General features: G+C 59.8%; 16 protein-coding genes and 3 pseudogenes. 7 read left to right on the top strand and 12 right to left on the bottom strand.

Going from position 1 to position 18,647, the window contains the following annotated elements:
* Window positions 1-122: 122 nt before the first annotated feature.
* From QCE58_RS32200 to QCE58_RS32190, 3 genes are all read right to left on the bottom strand, one after another.
* Window positions 123-956, bottom strand: coding sequence for a helix-turn-helix domain-containing protein (locus QCE58_RS32200; protein ID WP_309780958.1), 834 nt, complete (start codon window positions 954-956; stop codon window positions 123-125).
* Window positions 957-1,383: 427 nt separating this feature from the next.
* Window positions 1,384-1,641: a DUF6429 family protein gene (locus QCE58_RS32195; RefSeq protein ID WP_309780955.1), complete on the bottom strand. Its 258-nt coding sequence runs from the start codon at window positions 1,639-1,641 to the stop codon at window positions 1,384-1,386.
* Window positions 1,642-1,659: 18 nt separating this feature from the next.
* Window positions 1,660-4,593, bottom strand: a complete 2,934-nt coding sequence (locus QCE58_RS32190; RefSeq protein ID WP_309780953.1) for a Tn3 family transposase — start codon at window positions 4,591-4,593, stop codon at window positions 1,660-1,662.
* Between the two features lie 123 nt (window positions 4,594-4,716).
* On the opposite strand from QCE58_RS32190, the gene QCE58_RS32185 reads away from it, so the two are divergent.
* Both QCE58_RS32185 and QCE58_RS32180 read left to right on the top strand, forming a co-directional pair.
* Window positions 4,717-5,352, top strand: coding sequence for a tyrosine-type recombinase/integrase (locus QCE58_RS32185; protein WP_309780951.1), 636 nt, complete (start codon window positions 4,717-4,719; stop codon window positions 5,350-5,352).
* A gap of 87 nt (window positions 5,353-5,439) precedes the next feature.
* A pseudogene (locus QCE58_RS32180) lies at window positions 5,440-5,679 on the top strand (transposase domain-containing protein); the annotation flags it as partial.
* A gap of 42 nt (window positions 5,680-5,721) precedes the next feature.
* Here the strand turns inward: QCE58_RS32180 and QCE58_RS32175 are convergent.
* Window positions 5,722-6,120 (bottom strand): restriction endonuclease, encoded by a 399-nt coding sequence (locus QCE58_RS32175; protein WP_309780949.1) that lies wholly within the window; start codon window positions 6,118-6,120, stop codon window positions 5,722-5,724.
* A gap of 595 nt (window positions 6,121-6,715) precedes the next feature.
* A pseudogene (gene ltrA / locus QCE58_RS32170) lies at window positions 6,716-8,275 on the bottom strand (group II intron reverse transcriptase/maturase); the annotation flags it as partial.
* Between ltrA and QCE58_RS32165 the strand changes: the two are divergent.
* A pseudogene (locus tag QCE58_RS32165) lies at window positions 8,275-8,925 on the top strand (transposase); the annotation flags it as partial. The pseudogenes ltrA and QCE58_RS32165 overlap by 1 nt on opposite strands.
* Window positions 8,926-9,964: 1,039 nt before the next feature.
* Window positions 9,965-10,819 carry a hypothetical protein gene (locus tag QCE58_RS32160; RefSeq protein WP_309780948.1) on the top strand — a complete coding sequence of 285 codons (855 nt, stop codon included), beginning with the start codon at window positions 9,965-9,967 and terminating at the stop codon, window positions 10,817-10,819.
* Window positions 10,820-11,326: 507 nt separating this feature from the next.
* Here QCE58_RS32160 and QCE58_RS32155 read toward each other — a convergent pair.
* Together QCE58_RS32155 and QCE58_RS32150 are read right to left on the bottom strand one after the other, a co-directional pair.
* A complete protein-coding gene (locus tag QCE58_RS32155) occupies window positions 11,327-11,629 on the bottom strand; it encodes a hypothetical protein (RefSeq protein WP_309780945.1) in 303 nt (100 codons plus the stop codon).
* A gap of 12 nt (window positions 11,630-11,641) precedes the next feature.
* Window positions 11,642-12,643 (bottom strand): alpha/beta hydrolase, encoded by a 1,002-nt coding sequence (locus tag QCE58_RS32150; protein ID WP_309780942.1) that lies wholly within the window; start codon window positions 12,641-12,643, stop codon window positions 11,642-11,644.
* Between the two features lie 189 nt (window positions 12,644-12,832).
* Here QCE58_RS32150 and QCE58_RS32145 point away from each other — a divergent pair, with 189 nt between their 5' ends.
* Window positions 12,833-13,372, top strand: coding sequence for a TetR/AcrR family transcriptional regulator (locus tag QCE58_RS32145; RefSeq protein WP_309780939.1), 540 nt, complete (start codon window positions 12,833-12,835; stop codon window positions 13,370-13,372).
* Window positions 13,373-13,711: 339 nt separating this feature from the next.
* Here QCE58_RS32145 and QCE58_RS32140 read toward each other — a convergent pair whose 3' ends face one another.
* The 4 genes from QCE58_RS32140 to QCE58_RS32125 all read right to left on the bottom strand — a co-directional run bounded on the left by QCE58_RS32140 (window position 13,712) and on the right by QCE58_RS32125 (window position 16,508).
* Window positions 13,712-14,602 carry an NAD(P)-dependent oxidoreductase gene (locus QCE58_RS32140; protein ID WP_309780937.1) on the bottom strand — a complete coding sequence of 297 codons (891 nt, stop codon included), beginning with the start codon at window positions 14,600-14,602 and terminating at the stop codon, window positions 13,712-13,714.
* 215 nt (window positions 14,603-14,817) lie between these two features.
* Window positions 14,818-15,006, bottom strand: a complete 189-nt coding sequence (locus tag QCE58_RS32135) for a hypothetical protein (RefSeq protein WP_309780934.1) — start codon at window positions 15,004-15,006, stop codon at window positions 14,818-14,820.
* Window positions 15,007-15,106: 100 nt separating this feature from the next.
* Window positions 15,107-16,120: an alpha/beta hydrolase gene (locus tag QCE58_RS32130; protein ID WP_309780933.1), complete on the bottom strand. Its 1,014-nt coding sequence runs from the start codon at window positions 16,118-16,120 to the stop codon at window positions 15,107-15,109.
* A gap of 61 nt (window positions 16,121-16,181) precedes the next feature.
* Window positions 16,182-16,508 carry an EthD family reductase gene (locus QCE58_RS32125; RefSeq protein WP_309780931.1) on the bottom strand — a complete coding sequence of 109 codons (327 nt, stop codon included), beginning with the start codon at window positions 16,506-16,508 and terminating at the stop codon, window positions 16,182-16,184.
* A gap of 150 nt (window positions 16,509-16,658) precedes the next feature.
* On the opposite strand from QCE58_RS32125, the gene QCE58_RS32120 reads away from it, so the two are divergent.
* Together QCE58_RS32120 and QCE58_RS32115 are read left to right on the top strand one after the other, a co-directional pair.
* On the top strand, window positions 16,659-17,510 hold the full coding sequence (locus tag QCE58_RS32120) for a LysR family transcriptional regulator (RefSeq protein ID WP_250519122.1): 852 nt from the start codon (window positions 16,659-16,661) through the stop codon (window positions 17,508-17,510).
* Between the two features lie 3 nt (window positions 17,511-17,513).
* Window positions 17,514-17,657: a hypothetical protein gene (locus QCE58_RS32115; RefSeq protein ID WP_309780928.1), complete on the top strand. Its 144-nt coding sequence runs from the start codon at window positions 17,514-17,516 to the stop codon at window positions 17,655-17,657.
* 800 nt (window positions 17,658-18,457) lie between these two features.
* Here the strand turns inward: QCE58_RS32115 and QCE58_RS32110 are convergent.
* Window positions 18,458-18,647 (bottom strand): phosphate acyltransferase (locus tag QCE58_RS32110; protein WP_309780926.1); only part of this gene is annotated, 190 nt, incomplete at its 5' end.

Below are 18,647 nucleotides of genomic sequence, written 5' to 3'. Positions count from 1 at the left end.
GGATGAGCGATCTCCAGCCCTTGAGCACCACTCGACGCCGGTCACAAGGATGGTGCCGTGCACGCTGGAGAGTGCTTCCGACTGGCGGTTCTTGTACTGTGGCGGCTCCTCCTTACTACGGGTTACGCCGCCATTCCTTTTCTCAGCGTGTGCAGGCGAAGGGCGACATGAAGTTCGAGGAAGCGTCCTCCTTCTCTCCATCCCGGGAGCAGCCCATCCACTGCATCGAGCCGCTGCCGCAAGGTATTCACGTGAACGCTCAGGAAGTCGGCGGCCGACTTTGCATTCTGCGCGTGCTCAAGATAGGCGAGCAGCGTTCCCGCCAGATCGGTGTGCCTTCGTTCGTCATGAGCGACCAGGCGTCCGACGGTCGCGGCGATAAAACCCGATATGTCCGCAGCCTTGCGCTGCTCGAAGAGCAGCGAGTACATGGTGAGTGCATCCTCGATGACCATTTCACGAGAACGTCCGAGCGCCTTGAGGATATCGATGCCGTCCCTGAGCGACTTGAAGCTTCTCGGCAGTACGCTCACATCCGGCAGTTCATCGGAGAACACGGCCAGGGTGTTCAGGCGTTCGTCTTTCAACAGTGCGTAGCGCAAGACCTTCTCCACTTGCGGGAAGGTTTCTTCCGCACAGACCGCAACCATCGAGCCCTCGAATTTCTCCAGCAAGGTGCCATAGGGAACGCTCGCGCGCACTTTTCGCAGCGCGTACTCGATGTCCCTTTCCCCCACGTCCAGCACGGTCAGACGCAAGGCGCCGGTCAGCGTCAGCCCGAAAGGCCTGGTGCGCGACTGAAGCGCAGACGCGCTTTCCTGCTGCCAGCTCACCAGCGCGCGAATGGCGGCGGCGGATTCGTTGCTCGTGACCAGTTCGCTGCGTTCCTGCGACAGGAGAACGACACCCGCCACGAGCGCGCCGCGCTCGAAGGTTCGAACCTGGGTGGGCGTCATGGGTCGCCCGGTTCTGATGAGCATGGCGCCCAGCAGCCGGTCCGCACTCATGAGCGCAGCGATGCGGACGTGACCGTGCCGCTCGGACTCCACCTCCTGAGACCGCCCTGTGCGACGGCCGGCGGCCAGCGCGAGATGGGGTAATCGTCCTTTTCGTGCAAAATCTGGCGGCTTTTTTCTAAATCGCCTTTAAAATCAGACGCTTGACTGAATGTTGAGATAGTTGAATCCGGTCCTTTTGATGCAAAATCTGGCGTTTTCGCGACTCGTCGCATCGCGTGTACGTATGTACTGCGCCGAATCTGGTTTCCCGGGTGCGCTTCCATTGACGAACATCACGATCGAAGAGTTGCTCGTCGAAATTCGCCTTTTCCGCGGGGCCGGAGCGGTACTGCACGATTCGATTGTCGACGGGCACCGACGTTGATTACGTTGGTTTGGCCTCGGTTTCGGGGCTTGGCGAGCGCCCAAAGTACTTTGCGAACAACCGCTCCGCTTCGCGCAAGCCGTCGTCGGTCAGCCCCACCGATTTTGAGCGGTTGACCGGGTCGCGAATAAAGCCCTTCTCGTGCAAGCGGTTCAGCGCAGACCAGTCGAAGCTTTTCCAGGCGCGATTTCCGTCGCACAAATTCAGGTGGAGCAGCGCGAGCACCACCTCATCAATAGCGTCAAGATTGATGTCCATCGCCCCCTCCTCAAAGACTCACGATCCGGCCGTGCGTTGCCACGGCGCCGCATCCAAAAGCATCTCGCGGTAGCGGTCGATCGGAAAGCTCAGAGTCCCGCGGAAATTTAAATGCGCGAAGTGCGCCGGTCCCAGTCGCCGCAGCCAGTCATCGTCAATCCCTTGCCCCTTCTTTTGCCAGGCGTCGAGGGTTGCCTGCATGCGCTGCGTGTTCCACGCAATCACCACGTTCGTTAGCAGCGTCAACGAGCCGGATATCGCGATCATTTCGTCGCGACGGCGTCCACGCTCTGGCGCGACCTTGCCGGTGTAGATCGCGCGCTGCAGCTGATGAACCGATTCACCGCGGTTGAGCAGTGTGTGCATCTCACGACGAAATTCCGTGTTGCTGAAGTAGTCGCAAAGAAATAGCGTACGTAGCAGCTTGCCGAGACGGTCGGCGGCACGGAATACGGGGTCGCCCTGCGCTGCGCTACCGAATCGCTGCAACGCGACAATAGCGCTCAAGCGTCCCGAGTAAATCGACGCGACAAGGCGAAGCAATTCGTCCCAGCCCTCGCAAATCGCCTTGTGGGAGCTCTCGTAGGCAACGACTGCCGCCAGTTTATCGGGAGCAGCAATGCCTCTCGGCAAATATAGCTTGCGTTCCGAGAGGTTGCGCAGACGCGGGCAGAGGTCGAAACCAAGCAGCTTCGACACCGTCATCCCCACGTTCGTATATCCGTGCGTGTCTACTGAAAGCCGCAGCAGTCCGCCGTCATCACGGTTCTCGTTGTGACGCACTACGCCCTCGATCGCTACGCCTGCTTGGCGCTCGTTCAGCACGATCGGCTGGTTATAGACAATGCCGTGCTGGTCTAGCACGTGTGTGTACATGCCCACCGCATGGGTCCGACGTCGCGGATCGACCCGGGCATAGAAGAGGTGCGGTGACGTATCCAGGCTCATCGAGTCGCTCGATGCCCGTCGTCCCGTACCCCAAAGTTCCGTAATGGCGTGCGTGCGTTGGAATTCCACGACGCGCTCGTTGGCACGCGGCAACCGACCAGGCATCTCGAGGGAGCGCATAGCCGTCGAAATATGCGTCGGATCCAGTTGCGGGATCATAGCCGCGACGTTCTTTGCATCAACTTCCGTGCCGTGGGCGATCAGCGCGGCGTACAGCGCGATGAGTTCGTCCGCATTGCGCGCCTTGCGTGAAAGCAGCACTTCGCTGAAGCCTGTGTGAGCATCCATCTCCATGATCACGTCGGCAAACTGCGCAGTGCCAATTTCTCTGAATATCAGATCCCGCGTGCGTTTCGGTATGCCATCGATCGGCAACGCCTCGATCGTCGTCAGATGCAGCGCGCCGTCGGCGCCGATCGCCACGCGTCCTGTCTCGTGCCCTTCCTCCAGCGCTGCCAGACCAGCCTTCAAATGTTCCGTCAGGCGTTCGAGGAAAGGCTCGGCCGTTGCCGGCAAGCCAAGCGACGATACGTATCGGTCTCGTTCCTTTTCCCATTGCACGGGTGGGATCAGCAACTGGTCACGCTCCCGGAACGACAAACTATGGTTGATCCACACGGAACCGCGGCGGAGTCCCTTTCGCAGACCCGTGATTGCCGAGGCTTCCAACGCACGCAGTGCACGTGCCCGATCGTCGCCCTTGACTAGATCACGCCAGCCGACACTGACCGGCACGTCGCAGTCGGGCGGCAATTCGGTGGTGCCGCTATCATGGAGAGCGCCGATGAGATCGAGCTGCCGCAGGCTCGGTTCCGCATCCCGGCCGGCGAATTGCAACTCTCGTAACGGACCCAGCAAGTTGCGCATGCGCAGATAATCGTCGGTAAGCGCTTCTCGCACGCTGGCTGCATGGCTCGTGGGTGGTTTGTCCGTGACGTCACCAAGCAGCCTGGAAATCTCGGCGATGCGGTCTTCCGCCGGCCGTTCGTGATCCTGAACAAGCGCTTTGATCGCGACCAACTTCTGCCTGTACTCGATTGCTGATCGTGCCTGGCGGACAGTGGTGCGGTCGTAAGCCTGCCGCACAAGATCGGAGACTCGACGCCCCGTTTGATAGAGCAGCGCGTCCGTCAGATCGAGCAGGGTCACACGCAGGAAACAGATCAGCTCGATTGTGCGGGTCGACGCCTTGAGTTCGCGAACCTTTGCAGGACGGCGGGCCTGAATGCGTTGTGCATACGCACGCTGCTTCTCGATTGGCACTGAATCAAGCGCCCACTCATGTGCACCGAGCTCCTTGAGGAAACGGACCTTCGCGAGAGTCTCGGTGAGGGTCGAAGGACTGTGACGGGCAGGGGGTGTTTTTAGCCATTCGAGAACGCTCATGCCGGAGGTTTCCTCTTGGGTAGCGAGGACGGCATCGGCACGTATCAGCTGTGTTTCTGTGACAGTCGCCTCGATCATGGCGAGGACGTCGCGCTCGATGTCCGACCAAATGGAACGCCCGAGATCTCGAAGGGTCCGCTCGGCGGGTATCAGGATCCGCCGCTCATATAGCCAGTAATGAGCATGCTGGAACAGCTCGTCGAGCGTAATGGACTCGGTGGCATCTCGTCGCATCCATGCTTCGAGTTCCGCCCAATGGCCCGTCTCGATTGACCTCAGTCCGAGATATTCGCAAGCCCAGATCTGATGCTCGTACTGCGTCTTGTAGCGTCGATAGAGCGTACGAAGCGAGGCAATCGTCGGGGTAGGTAGGTCGAGCCTCTCACCGACGTACCGCAGCAACTGGCGCGGCAAGGTGCCAACATGGTCAAGAGTATGACCGCTCGCCCGCAGAAAGACCAACTGAATCGCGGCACCCGGGCGTCGGTCGTGCCGGAAGCGCGCGTTGATCGCCGCGACATCATGTTCGGTGAGCGCGAAGTAACGTTCGACATCAAATTCCGTCAACCGGGTGGGTAGGCGATCCTGTCCCACATAGCGAAGTTCCAGGCCTGGCATGTCCTGACTCCCCCCGAAACGGCGCGATCCAGATTCGCGGCTTGGTATGTTACCGCAGACGCCGTTTTGAGTTGACCACCATTGTCAGAATCGCCGCGAGAGCCTTGTAATGAAGGGGTTGGAGTGAAACCGCCAGATTTTGCACGAAAAGGACGATTACCCCTGGTAGGGGCGCCTGACGTACGAAACTGGATCGGCAACCGCGACCGAACGCTGCTTCTTGTAGCGGTTCAAACGGGTCTGCGCAATAGCGAATTGACCGCACTCCGGCGTCAGGATGTGGCGCTCGGGACAGGCGCCCACGTTCGTTGCCTCGGCAAAGGCAGAAAGATGAGATGTACTCCGCTGCGACCCGATGTAGTTGCCGTCCTGAAACAGTGGCTGCTGTATCAACCAGGCGAACCAGGCGATCCGGTCTTCCCCAGTTCGCGCGGCGGTCATCTCAGTGCTGATGCTCTTCAGCAACTCGTGTCGCGCAACGCCGAAATCGCGCGCCTCTCGTGCCCCTCGCTGAAGAAGAAATCAATAACGCCTCATACGCTTCGGCACACGGCCGCGATGAGCCTGATGCATCACGGCGTCGACCTGACCGTGATCGCACTCTGGCTCGGGCACGAGTCCTCCGAGACTACTCAGATCTATTTGCACGCCGACATGCAACTCAAGGAACGGGCGCTCGCGCACGCGACGGCGAGTGGCGTTGCACCGACACGCTACAAACCTCCAGATCCGTTGCTCGCCTTCCTGGAGGCCCTCTGATAATGCCGACAACCGGAGTGACCGGGAACAGAGATCCGCCAACCGTTGTGTCCGTGCATGCATGACGCGGCATAATCGAGGAGTCGGCATAATTGGGTCGAGAATCAAATACGTCCATGGGCCCTGGGGCGGTCGAACTGGTTGTTCGCAGGATCCCTGCGTGCCGGAAAACGCGCGGCCGCGATCATGACATTGATCCGCTCGGCACAACTAAACGGGCACGATCCGCTGGCTTACCTGAAGAACGTGCTGACGCGCTTGCCGACACACCGTGCCGCCGACATCACGCAACTTCTTCCTCATCGCTGGACGCCGACCACTGCTTGATGGTTTCAGCGATTGCCCCGTCAAGATGCCTTCCCCGGGTGCTTACAGTAGATTGCTACCGGCTAGGAGTTCAATAGGCTTGCCGTTGGCGAACTCAAAAGCCGCCTTCCCGTAGCCGCTGGTCGCAACCAAAATGCCCTTCGACGCGCCTTCGTTTTGCATCGTACCGTACAGGTCGCGGACGGCGCTCACTCCCACGGTGTTTTTGTATCGTTTCGCTTGGATCACGACCTTACCCCCAAAGATGGGACGCGGGTCAAACGCCACACAATCCACGCCGCCGTCCCTGGAGGCCTGCGTCTGACGCGACTCCAAACCCATCGCATGGAACAGATTGGTAATCAGTGATTCGAACTCGCCAGGCGTGAGGTCCATCAAATTGGGCCGCTGATCGAGCGTAGAAAGCACGTCGCCTTCATCGATGAAGCGAGGGTCAGTCATGTTTAGCTCAAGCACGGGCCGTACAGGCGCTAGCTCTGCCGCACTCTTCGAAACTGAGGCGTTCAGCGATTTCAAGCAGGTTAGCGGATCGACATGCGCTAGGTCGATGTCCTGGAATACTTCTCGCGTGGCGCGAACGGTTATGATGCAAGGCCGAATAGGCTTGCCAGTACCTCTGTCGATTGAATCGACATACCCATTAAAGACGACTGTCTCAACGTGTCCGACAGCATCCGATGCAAAGATTTCGTGAAGCGACCGCAACGTGGTTTGGGCCACTGCATCGGCGTACATCGTACGTCGTTGGCTGTCAGGACGTGCAGATTCGGTGAATGAATCCGAGGCTTTAACGTATTTGACCGATTTTATCGTCGGGACAATTTTGTCGCATTCGGGCAGGTCATAGGCAACGACTAGCTGCTTCGATTCAGGCTGCAACTCGATATGCGATGATTGAGCAAACCCCTCGGGATAGGCTCCGCGTTCAAGTACCGTGAGGAGGGTAGCCCCCCTTCTTCGCAGAAGGAGAGCCCCCTAAGAACCGTACGTGCGAGTTTCCCCGCATACGGCTCCAATCTACGTACAAAGCCCAGTTTTATGACCGGGCCGGCTTAGTTAGCGCAATTTTACCTACATGCACTTGTCGGTGGCAGTCGGGATGCAATAGCACTCGATTGAAGAGGCCGTCGGAACCACCATGCATCCGGTATTCCAGATGATGATCGTGCCAACCGGTCTCTCGTGTCAGAGCACCGCCGCAGTGCGCACACAGCCCGCCTTGCGATAGGTATAGCGAAACCCATTGCTTGCGATGACGCATTGATACTTCCATGCGCGCCTGTCGCAATTGTTCGCCATACTGCTCCCAACCAAGATCAAAAGGATTGAAGTCGCCTTTGATCTTGCGATGCCGCCTGATCGATGTACCGCGAAGCTGGTACAACTCGGTCAAGCCGTTACTGCCATCGTCTCGAACTACAGGAACAGCAAAAATCCAGTGTCGAGTGCCATTGGAATGAAAGTATTTCTTCCTCACCCATTCAGCACCCTTGTTTGGATGTCGCCGTTTTGACCACCACCAAAGTCTTCGGAAGATCAGAGACTCCATGCGGCTGTATGCCTGCTTAGCTACGACGGGGCTGTGATATTGCGCCCAACCCCGTAGCATCGGATTCAGCAATCGGATTAAATCCTCGTGCTTCACCGTCTTGTTACCGCTGATCGTTTCCGACACCTTGCGATAGAACGTCTGCACGTTCTTCTTGCTCGGCTTGATGAGCAGCTTTCCCGAGTACTTCCGGAAATTCCACCCAAGGAAATCGAAGCCTTCGTCAATGTGAGTGATCCGCGTTTTTGTCTCGGACAGTTGCAAGCCCCGAACAGCAAGGAATGCTTCCACCCAAGGCCTGACCTCGTTTTCCAGAATCTCTTTCGAGTCGCCGGTGATCACGAAGTCATCCGCGTATCGCACCACATTCACTTTCAGCTTCTTGGCTTTCGCGATTCCCAACGTCGCACCGAGGTGCCCAATCAGTTCACGCTCCAGCCCGTTCAGCGTCACATTTGCCAGCGTCGGGGAGATGATGCCCCCCTGCGGCGTACCGGCCTCGGTCGCCTGTAGCTGCCCCTTGTAAATCAGGCCAGCCCTCAACCACTTGCGGAGGATCTCCTTGTCCATCGGGACATGGCTTTCTAACCAGTCGTGGTTGATCCAGTCAAAGCAGCCTTTGATATCCGCTTCCAGCACCCATCGGGCCGAGCCCTTTTGGGACATTGCGACGAATATCTGCGACATGGCATCGGCTGTCGAGCGATTGAGTCTGAACCCATAAGAGTTCGGATCACTCGTCGATTCCGACACCGGCTCCAAGGCCAGCAGATACAGGGCTTGCATCGCCCTGTCTCGCATGGTCGGAATGCCCAAAGGGCGCTCCTTTCCATTGGCCTTGGGGATAAAGACTCTCCGTAATGGCAAAGGCTTGTACCCACGCCGCTTCAACCTGCCGATAGCTTCCCACCGGCTCTCAGGCGAATCCCACAGTTCGCGATCGACTCCGGCCGTTCGCGCACCTTGATTCTGCGTAACACGTCGTACCGCGTACAGCTTTGCGGACAACGTGCGGGTCAGCATCCGTTGCAAGGCTTTCACCCGGCGCCTGCCGGCCCGGCTTCTTCCTGCCGGTGCGTGTGCTCTCGCGCCTGTTCCGCAGGCGCTTCCTCGAAGCGCTTACGGACGCACACCGGCATGGCCACCTGCAGTTCTTCAGCCAGTACGCTGAACTGGCCGACCCAGCTGTCTTTGACGCCTGGCTTGCACCGCTACGTGCCTGCGAATGGGTCGTCTACGCAAAGCGCCCCTTTGCAGGACCCGAAGCGGTGCTGGCGTATCTATCGCGTTATACGCACCGCGTGGCGATCTCCAACCAGCGCCTGCTCGCATTCGATGAACGCGGCGTCACCTTCCGCTGGAAGGACTACCGTGCAACGGGACGCACTCGCTACAAGACCATGACTCTCGAAACCGGCGAGTTCATGCGCCGCTTCCTGCTCCATGTGTTGCCCAGCGGCTTCCATCGTATCCGTCACTACGGATTGCTTGCCAACCCGGTGCGCCGCGCCAGTCTCGCGAAGGTGCGTGAACTGCTGGACGTCACGCCCGGAGTCGACCCATCACCCCACGAAACCGTCATCGAAACGCGACCTGCCTTCATCTGCCGTCACTGCGGCGCACCGATGATCGTCATCGATATCCTTGCGCGCACCGCACCGATCCGCGCACCACCCACGCGTCGGGCCGAGACATGAACGCAACTGTTCCAGGACGAGCAACCCCATCGTCGGCTCTGCGGCAACGGGGCCCACGAGCGGACGTTCGCGCCTGTCGCTCCCCGCATTCCCTCACACCTTCGATCCGACATCACGATTGCACGACTGCACCCCGTCGGCACATCATTAGCGTTCACTCGGCACACCGCCGGACCGCGCATCCCGTAGTTCCGCAGGTTCTCCTGGTCGATCAATCGCCATAGACCCGAAAACTCCTATTGCATCGGAGCACTCCGCGGTTTCCTCCCTTCAGGTTTGTCCAACGCCTGCCCGCATACGCTGCCTCGCGCTTGCGGGCAGGCGGCATAGGCAGGCGTCGAACAAACCTTAAGAGGAGCGGCAGGGATGTCGCGGAAACGCCGTGCGACGCCGCCTGGAAGTCGATGTTGACGGCATGGAAGACTAATCGACAGTTGACGTTCGCTGCGGCGTTCATTGATCCCAGAATCGCTTTACCACGCGCACAGTCCAACACACCCGAACGCGCCATCACGCTGACGCAGAACACGCTACGCCCAAGCTTCGCCGAGACGCAGAGTGTCCGCATAGCCGACGCGGCAGGCTTTCGGCCGTCCGTCATTTCCAAATCTAGCGGATTTGACGTTTTAGGCAGCAAAGGCTGAGATTCGATTGGAGTCCGATGCGAAGGCGCCCGCCTGGCTGTTATGCGCAATGAAGAACCATAGCCCGAATCGGTCGTGCGCTTCACTCAACTATTCGACTGCTTATTCGACGCGGTCGGTTTGACTGTTGATCAAGGACCTTTTCGGTCCTCAGTAAGTAATATGGATACCGGTATTAAGACGTCCCGTCGCTCTATCGCTAACGTCCCATGGCGATCGCGTAAAGATGCGCCCGAGCGGCCGATGTTAAACTAACAGCGCTAGTCGACCTCGTCATCGCGACGAAGACAGCCCTCCCATATCGATCGAACGGCCACCTGTGCCCGTCATGCCAGTCGCATCAAGCACTTCTCCGGTCTGATGTTTCGTTCGACTTCACAAGGAGAAGAGTTCAGATGAACGATCAGGACGTTCGTGCCGCAAGTGTCACGGGTACATGCGCACGCTGCGGTGGCAAGGTGCTGCGGCCGATTCCGGCATGTCCTCGTTGCGGCGCGCCTGAGCGGTTTGTGGTTGGCGACAGTGCGCCCGCCGCCAGGAAGCCCAGAGCGGCAGCGCACGGCGCACCGAACGCGCGTGTTAATGTTCCAGCTAACCCGCCGCCGTGGCCGCGGCAAAATGCATTCTCGTTCGCATCGAACGACGCCGTCTATCCCGACGATGAGGTCCATCCGTCACCGCGCCGCGATGCCGGTCGTCGGAGCATGAAAAAGGGGGCAGTGCTGACGCTTGCGTCGGCCTTCGTGCTGATCGGCGGATCGGGGCTCTTGTTCTCGATTCAGAGCCATAACGCGCAGGAGGATCCGACGAGATCGATCGCCGCGAGAGGCACGGTGACGTCGAACGACTTGAATCGGCCCGCGCAGGCCAGGACCATGCCGAAGGTTCCGGCGATCGCCCCAAGCTCGGAAGCGCCGCCGCCGAGTGACAAGTTATCCGCTGACAAAAATCTGAAATTGATGCCGCTTGCCCTCGCACGAGCGCACGACGGTCTCCAAAAAAACAACCTGCAACTGGCGCGGTCCGGCATTTCTTGGGCGCTTTCGTTGCAGCCTGACAATCCCGAGGCCCTTCGGCTCAAGCAGGATTTTCTGTCGCGGGAGAGGGCTCGCAATGCGGCCTTGCAAGCGGCACGCAGTTGCGTCGTGCAGGAGCGTGCCATGTGTGCCTGGCAAAATGCCAACGCTGCGCTTTCGATCGATTCGAGCAGCAACGAAGCGAAGGGACTCGTCGCGCGCTCGATGCAGTAGAGCACCCAGCGGCTGCGGCAGTATTTTGGTCTCAGGCTATTCACCCGGACTACGCGCTCGCTGACGGTGACGGCTCCTCTGGAGGGACTCAGAGTTTATTGCGCGAGGCGGAAGGTCACACGGGGTCGATCGTGCGCCGTCTCGCTCCATCGTGCTTACGCATTCCGTTCGCCTGAACATCTGCCGAGCGAGGAGGTTGGCGCTTCAAAAATCTCAGGCGTGCCGATTGGGGCCATCATGCAAGGCGAAATTCCGCGCGCGCGGACGCGTTGATACGGGCCTGAAAGCACATTTGTAACCGGAACCATGCTTCAGAAGGTTGTCGCAATCCTTGAACGGCGGCCGTCCGGCGGACACCATTGGCTCTTGACACCCCCGTTTGAGCCAGTCCCGGCAGCAGCATGCAAACGGCGGCTTCCGAACTGCAGCGGCCATATGGTGCAGCATTGACGGGCCACAAATCACCCTTCGATTTGTGCGGCGACGCTGTGGCCATCAATGCTTCATTCAAGGGGCGGCAGAGTAAGGGTGGGCCGCAATGCGCATCGGCGGCTCCTCTAGAAGTTGCAGAATCTCGTCGCGAAGCATGTCCGCGAGCGGACCGCTTTCATAGGCCGCCTTAGCCGCGTCGGACTTGAACACCTCGATGTTCCATAAGACGTCTGGCTCCCCGTCCTCGCGAAGAATGATGAAGCGGTCGGAAGCCCCGGACCGCTCCATGCCCGCGGTCGCCAATTGAAATAACTTGTCGCCTGCCCCCGGTTTGGCGCGCATCCTGATGATGTAGGCCGGTTGGTCTCGTAACGTCATAGCGTGTCTGTTTCAGTGGTCGCAGGTCAAAGGCTCTTCTGAATCGAACGCGCGGTGTCCGTTATCCGCCAGGTTCAGCTGATTCAGGAAGTTGGCTACTTTCTCATTCGCGGATGAGGCCAGTTCGCCTTCAAGAAAATTGAAGCCGTGGACGCCGCCAGGATAGATCGCAAGTTGCGCATCATTACCGGCAGCCTGCCAGCGCATGTTCATGAAGAGGGTGTCATCGACCAGCGAATCCGCCGTGCCGACGGAGAAGAGAGCCGGCGGCAGCCCGCACAGGTCGGCGTACAAAGGGGAGATGGCAGGATCGCGGGAGTCGACGTTCGAACGGAAGGCATCGACCATCGCTGCCACCGATGCAGTATTCACGAAGGGCGTATCGGGCGCGGCGCACCGTAGGCTCGGCGTAATTGAAAGATCGAAGCACCCGTACATCAGGCTCGCGGCGCGATACGCGTTGCCGAGTCCGTCATCGCGCAGCCTCAGCAGGGTCGCGGCAGTCAGATGTGCGCCTGCGGATTCGCCGCCGATCGCCAGCCACGACACGCCGAACTTGCTCTCCACGTTGGCAATCAGCCAGCGCGCTGCGGCGACGCAATCGTCGACGGGCGCCGGAAACGGGTGCTCGGGCGCAAGCCGGTATTGCACGCTGACGGCAACGAGCCCTGCGCGCTGTCCGATCAGCTCGAGCTGGTCATCGCTAAGATCATTCGAACCCATCATCCAGCCGCCGCCGTGGATATACAGGTAAGCGCCGCGCACGACCTTCGGAACCAGAATGCGCAGTTCAATGTCGCCCCGCGGACCGGGGATCACGCGCGTCAGAGCGCGCGTTGAGCGTGGTCCGACGGGAATGCCTAGCCGTCCGCTAACGTACGCGTCGCGCGACGCGGCAAGATCCGCCGGCGTGGCGCTGGCGGCGAGCATCTTCTTAAGGCGCTGATTTATCGCGATGGTGTCTTGCGACACCGCTTCCGGCTTGAAGTAGTCTGCTATCGAATCGAACAGCATGGAAAGGCTCCGGTTTGCATCGGTGGGAAAGGGCGCGGTCCGGTCACATCACCGCTCGACCCGAGATATGTCACAATGACCGTTCCATAATACAGACTTCTGGTAAATATCACAATGGTCGATGTGATAAATAGGAGGGTGCGGGGCCGTCCGCGCGCTTTTGATCGGGACGTCGCGCTGGAGCGCGCGATGCACGTGTTCTGGGCCGAGGGTTTCGCGGGCGCGTCGATTCCGATGCTGACCGTCGCAATGGGTATTTCGGCGCAAAGTCTCTATGCCGCGTTCGAGTCCAAAGAAGCGCTGTATCGCGAAGCGATGGAACGCTATCGCGCAACGATTGGTGGCTTCGGTGCGCGGGCACTGGAGCAGGAAGACAACGCGGTTGATGCGATGATCCGGCTACTTCACGATGCTGCGAGAGCTTTTTCGAATAATCCAGCGACGCCCGGTTGCATGATCACCCTCGCGCAGGCATGGCCAGGCGACGACGCGCTAACGGAATATGGTCGCCAACTTCGCGCCGAAGGGATCGAGAGGGCGACAGTGAGACTCGAGCGCGGGAAACAGGAAGGGCAAGTCAGGGCGGATGTCGATTGCGCTGCATGGGCGCGATATATAACGAGCGTCGTCCAGGGCTTGTCGATTCAGGCACGCGATGCGGTGCCGCTTGATTCGTTGATGAGCACCGTGGAAATTGCCAGCAGGTCAATCGAGGCGATCAGGCGATGACACTTTCAAGGGATCGATAGACGAATGGTACGCCCGGCTGCTCGGGAACAGTGAGCTTATCGTTACGCCAAAGGTAGCCGCCCGAGCACGTTCAGCATTGCTCGACGCCTGTCGCAAGCCTGGCATTCCTAGTAGACGCCCGCCGGACAGGGCCGTCGGCTGCAGGCGACCCGTTATCGCCGATCGCGCGTTCGGAACTGCCAGGGCCCGGTGTCAGATTAATGCAGCGATTCGGGTTTGCTCCGGCATGCACAAAGTGCGGCACCCGGTTGACCACAAAAGCACCGTCAATCGGATACGCTCACGCGGCCCATTCCTCGGCAAATGATGCGATCTCGTTTACTCGTTTGGCTTCGCAGCAGCGCCAATCATGCGCTTCTGCGCATCCGGATCCGCCGTCAAGGCTGCGATTGCCGACCAGTCGCAATCGCCCATGCCAGCGTCGACGGTTTCGGCCATCCGGCCATGTACGGCGTCGAGCATCGGCAACACGCGCCCAGCCTGTTCGGCTGCTTCGGCAGCGAGACGGAGATCCTTCAACCCAAGCACCGCTTTGAAGCCAGGTTGATACTCGTTGCGGATGATATTGCCGGAATAGGTCTGATAAGGGCGACTGCCGAACAGTGTTCCCAGGATCAATTCGAAGAAGCGCTCTCGCGAAAGGCCGTTCGTCTGAGTTAGAACAACGGCTTCGGCCATCGCCTCGATCGCCATTGTGATCATCATGTTGCAGGCAATCTTCGCGGCATAGGCCGCGGGCGGCTCTTCGCCCAGGTCCCAGACCTGTTTGCTAATGACTTTTAGCGCCGGCATTACTTTTACCACCGCAGTAGGCGCGCCTGCTGTGAGGACGTTGAGTTCGCCCCGGGCGGCGACATCCGGCCGCCCCAGCACAGGAGCCGCCACATAGGCGACACCCGCCGCGCGGTGAAGCTCCACCAGCTCCCGCGCGAGCGCCACGGAGATTGTCGACGCCACGACGTGTACGAGGCCCGGCCGCGTCTTCAACAGCAGATTCGTATCTAGCAGGACGTTGCGGATTGCCCGGTCGTCGGACAGCATCGTCAGGGCCACATCGGCCTGCAATGCTTGCGCAGGTGTTTGGACCATCCGCACACCCTCGACATTCCCGCCGGAACGATTCCATGCCGTGACGGTATGACCGGCGGCGACCAGATTGCGGGCGATTTCCCGGCCCATTGCTCCTAGACCGATGATTCCGATCTCCATTTGATTCTCCCAGATAATTTAGCTGCCTAACGAGGTGGCAAACGAGCGAGGTGCTGCCCGACAAAACTGCCGGGTCTCAGCTGAAATCGGTTGCGACGGAGACCTGACGCCATGCGTCGATGTCTTCGCCACCAGCTTGCGCTCGGCAATGCCGTAGGCGACTGGCACCAACGGCGAATGCGACGGCGGCGCTTCGCTGTCGACGGCCCGCAGCATCACGTGACAGCCTTGACCGGGTCGCCCGACTGCTTGCCATCGTTGCTGTCGCGATAGGCGCGTCGCTGGCCCGCAGTTTGGTCGTAGTCGCTGATCCGATGCCTCGCCACCGCGATCAGCGTGACGTCCAGCGTGCACACGTGCACAGTCTGCGGATAGTCGTGCGCGAGTGCGCGCAGCGTCCCCACGTCACGGGCTGTCGCTATCAGTTGGTCCCCTCGCGCCGCGACAGCCCGCGCGAGGTGTTGACCTAGGGCGCTGGAACAGCCCGTAATGAACCTTGTTTTTTCACGATCTTGCTCGATCCGGGTCCGGTGCTTCCGTGTGTTCGATTAGCCAGTTCAATACCGGCAGCAGCGCGTCATCCGAGTTTTTCTCATAGATGAGTCCATGCCCGTTACCGAACACGCCATGGTCGGGAAGATGCAGTACTTCGGCGTGGCTGCCTGCTGCCTTGAGTTGCTCGATTGCAGGTCGACTGGCAGCAGCGAACGAGGAAGCCTCCGCCGTGACGGCGACGATCGGCAAACCGGCGAGCGCGGGCAGCCGATGCGTACCCGGTGCGGCTGCGCGCAATTCTTCAGGCGATGCGACCGGCGGCTCCCAACTCAGCGGCGCCGCCGCGAGGCCCCACGTCAGCGATCCGATGTTGGGAATTTCCGCGAAAGGAGGGCCCATCGGCTCGATTGCGATGATCGCCTTCACGAGGCCCGGCCGACGATCAGCCACCAACCAGCCGACCGGCCCTGACGCCGAGTGCGTCAGCAGGATCGCCGGGCCGATTCGGTCCAACAGCTTTGCGATCCGGTCCGCCTCCATGTCCTCGGAAAACGTGAGATCGGCGGGAAGCGGCCCATAGCCAGCGATGAACTCGTCCATCGCGGCGTCGTCGTCGCGGGCAAAGGGCCACTGCGTGTGCTGACCTTCATATTCGGTCGGGAAGTAGATATGGCGGCCGTGTTCATAGGAAAACGCCGGGCCCATCGGCCCCATCGTCTCGACGTGAAAGGGCGAGCGTCCTTGTCCCGGACGGTCGGCGACGAGAACCGCATAACCAGCTTCCACGAGGCGCTGGGCCCAGCCTGGCCGTCCATCCGGCGTGTCGAACCACTCGGTTCCCTGATAGCCGCCTCCATGCAACAGCACAATTGGCCACGGACGACTCACCTGCTCCGGCGCTTCCCACTCGACAAAGAGCGGGCCGCTTTGGTACGTCTCGCCGTGTTGTTCGATCCGGTCGCCCGGAATCCACATGTGTCCGCGACGCACGGTGCGCGGGACTGTACTGTTCCAAAAGGCCATGGTCATTCTCCGTTGTTTAGAATTTGACGGCGCGCGGCGCACGAGTTGTGCATCGGTCCGATCAGATCTGGGCGACGCGTAAGCGGGTCGGGAAAATGTCGGTGAAGGCCGTAACGTCGGCCATGACTTCCACAGCTTCCGGAGATCCGAAGGCTGCTTCAATTGCTGCCTCGTCGCAAAAACGGCATTCGCAGATCACGAGAGTGCCGACGCCGGTGTCCGCGGCTGACAGCGCGGGAAAGAAAGCCGCGATTCGCTCGAGACCGTACCGTCGCCATGCCTGCATTACGAGCGGCAGATGGCGTTCGACGTAGTAGCTCCGGTCAAAACGGTCGTGCGGAGTGCCTTCGTAGGTGACATACACGGTTGGTGATGCGATGCAAGACATGACGATCCCCGTTCTGCCTGTTGTTCGATAAGCCTCGGGCAGCTGTTCCCGAGCGCCTTGCTACATGCGACGGATCGAAGTTTTGCAAATTCATTTCCGTTCGGCAATTCACTAAAATGCACCCTTGTCGTTCACTATTGTGGGGGTGGGGTGGATTGGAGCGATGTCAGGATCTTCCTTGCGGTCGCGAGGACCGGGACACTCGGCGCCGCCGCACGCGCGCTGCAGCTCAGTCATCCGACCATCGGGCGACGGCTTCGCGCGCTCGAACAGGCCACGGGCCAGGTGCTGTTTCAGCGAACCGCGGACGGCTTCGTTTTGACCGAGGAGGGAACGGCTATCCTTCCGCTTGCCGAGCAGATGGAGGAAAGCGCGCTGACGATGGAGCGGCGGCTAACCGGCGAGCAGCAGAAGATGGAGGGCACACTCAAGGTGTCGTCGGCCGACTGGTTTGGCGCCTATGTGCTGCCATCAGTGCTTGTCGAATATTCGCGCGAGTATCCGCTTGTTGAAATCGAGGTGCTGACAGGAACACGCCTGTTCAATCTGGCACAGCGCGAAGCAGACGTCGCTTTCCGTATTGTTCCATTCAATGGACCTGATATCGTGCAACGACGTCTTGCCCGGATGCGGTACGGCGTCTACGTGGCCACCACGAGTGCCGATCCGGTGGAAGGTGATGGCGCGGGGCAGCGGCTGATCGCGATGGATACGTCGACGGGCACATTTCCGGATATTGACTGGCTAAAGAGTCGCTTCCCAAACGCGAGCGTGGTTTTGCAGTCAAATAACCGTAACGTCCAGGCGCAGATGTGCGGCAGGGGCTTAGGCATTGCTGTATTGCCGCGACCTGTCGGTGATCAGCTCGATACCATCCGAAGGCTCGATCTGAGCGACGAGCCCCCGCATCGGGACGTCTGGATGGGGTACCATCGCGATCTCAGGCGGCTACATCGTCTTCGCGCCTTCGTGGATTTCGCGATTAAACACTTGGCGGACTAGTCGATGGACGCGATTGATATCGAACTGGCGCAGCTCATCAGCCAGTTGACGCCACACTTCCGGATTCATTGCTTTCAGCGAATCCGGGATTGCAAGGGGCCGTACTTTGTCGCGGTCGAAAAGATTCGTGAGGCAATCGAGCGTTAATGTGCCCGAGCCCCTCATGGTTCACCGCGCGTCGCGAGGCGGTCCCGGGTCAGACCGCCGTGGCGGCAGCTATTGAGCAATCAACAGCCGTTCGACTGACCGCTTCAATCGTCGCGCGAAAGGCGGCTCGTGGCCGACCCCGCTCCGACGTTGATCGACAGGTAGTCCGCCATTGACCGGTCCGGTTCGGGCAGATCGCGACCCAACGCGGTCTCCTGACGATAGTCAATGTTAATGCCTCAAACCGGATATCCTCCGTCGTCCGGCATCAGTGAAATCGGAGAATTTTCGTCGTTGTAGGATAGGCTTCAGCGAGAATCCGGCGAAAATCAACAGCTTTCCTTGCGGTGAGGTTTTCAGTCCGACCACGGCACGCAAGATCACGGGCTGACCTCCACGCAATGAAGCGCATCCGAAAACCGAACGCGCGTGTAATCCCGCGTCACCAAGGGGACGTCAACGAGAACATCCGAAGCACCATCGAGTACCTTCCCATGTTCTTCGAACTAAGCGTCCGCATTGACGAAGCCCTGTATGTCGAGTACTTGTTGCACGCGCTCGAGCGATCCAGTTCTTCGCACAGCGTCAGCAGTAGCTCGAGAGCCGCTTCACGTGCGAATGCGATCCCGTCATCGAGCGACAGCGTTTGCCCTAAACGGCCCTTGGGCATCTTGCCGTCGACGGATCTACCCGCGGATTTGCCCGAGACGAAGACAAGATCTCCCCACCGTGTGATGTTTTTATAGTTCCCTTTCGGCCTTTGCGAGAAGCGATCGCCTCCGATCAGTCGATGTAGTCTGTCATCTGCACTCATGGCGCTCCTTGGTCTTTGCGCACGCACCGATCAGTGCCGTCATATTGACGATCCGCCGCACCGTGGCCGACGACGTCAGCACGTGAACCGGCTTCGCCGCGCCGAGCAGGATCGGCCCGATCGCGATGCCGCTTCCCGCCGCCGTCTTCAGCAGGTTGTACGAGATGTTCGCCGCG

The sequence above is a fragment of the Caballeronia sp. LZ028 genome, from assembly GCF_031451415.1.
GTDB lineage: Bacteria > Pseudomonadota > Gammaproteobacteria > Burkholderiales > Burkholderiaceae > Caballeronia > Caballeronia zhejiangensis.
Note: the sequence above shows the minus strand (reverse complement) of the source record. Positions and strands in the feature narration are given on the sequence as shown.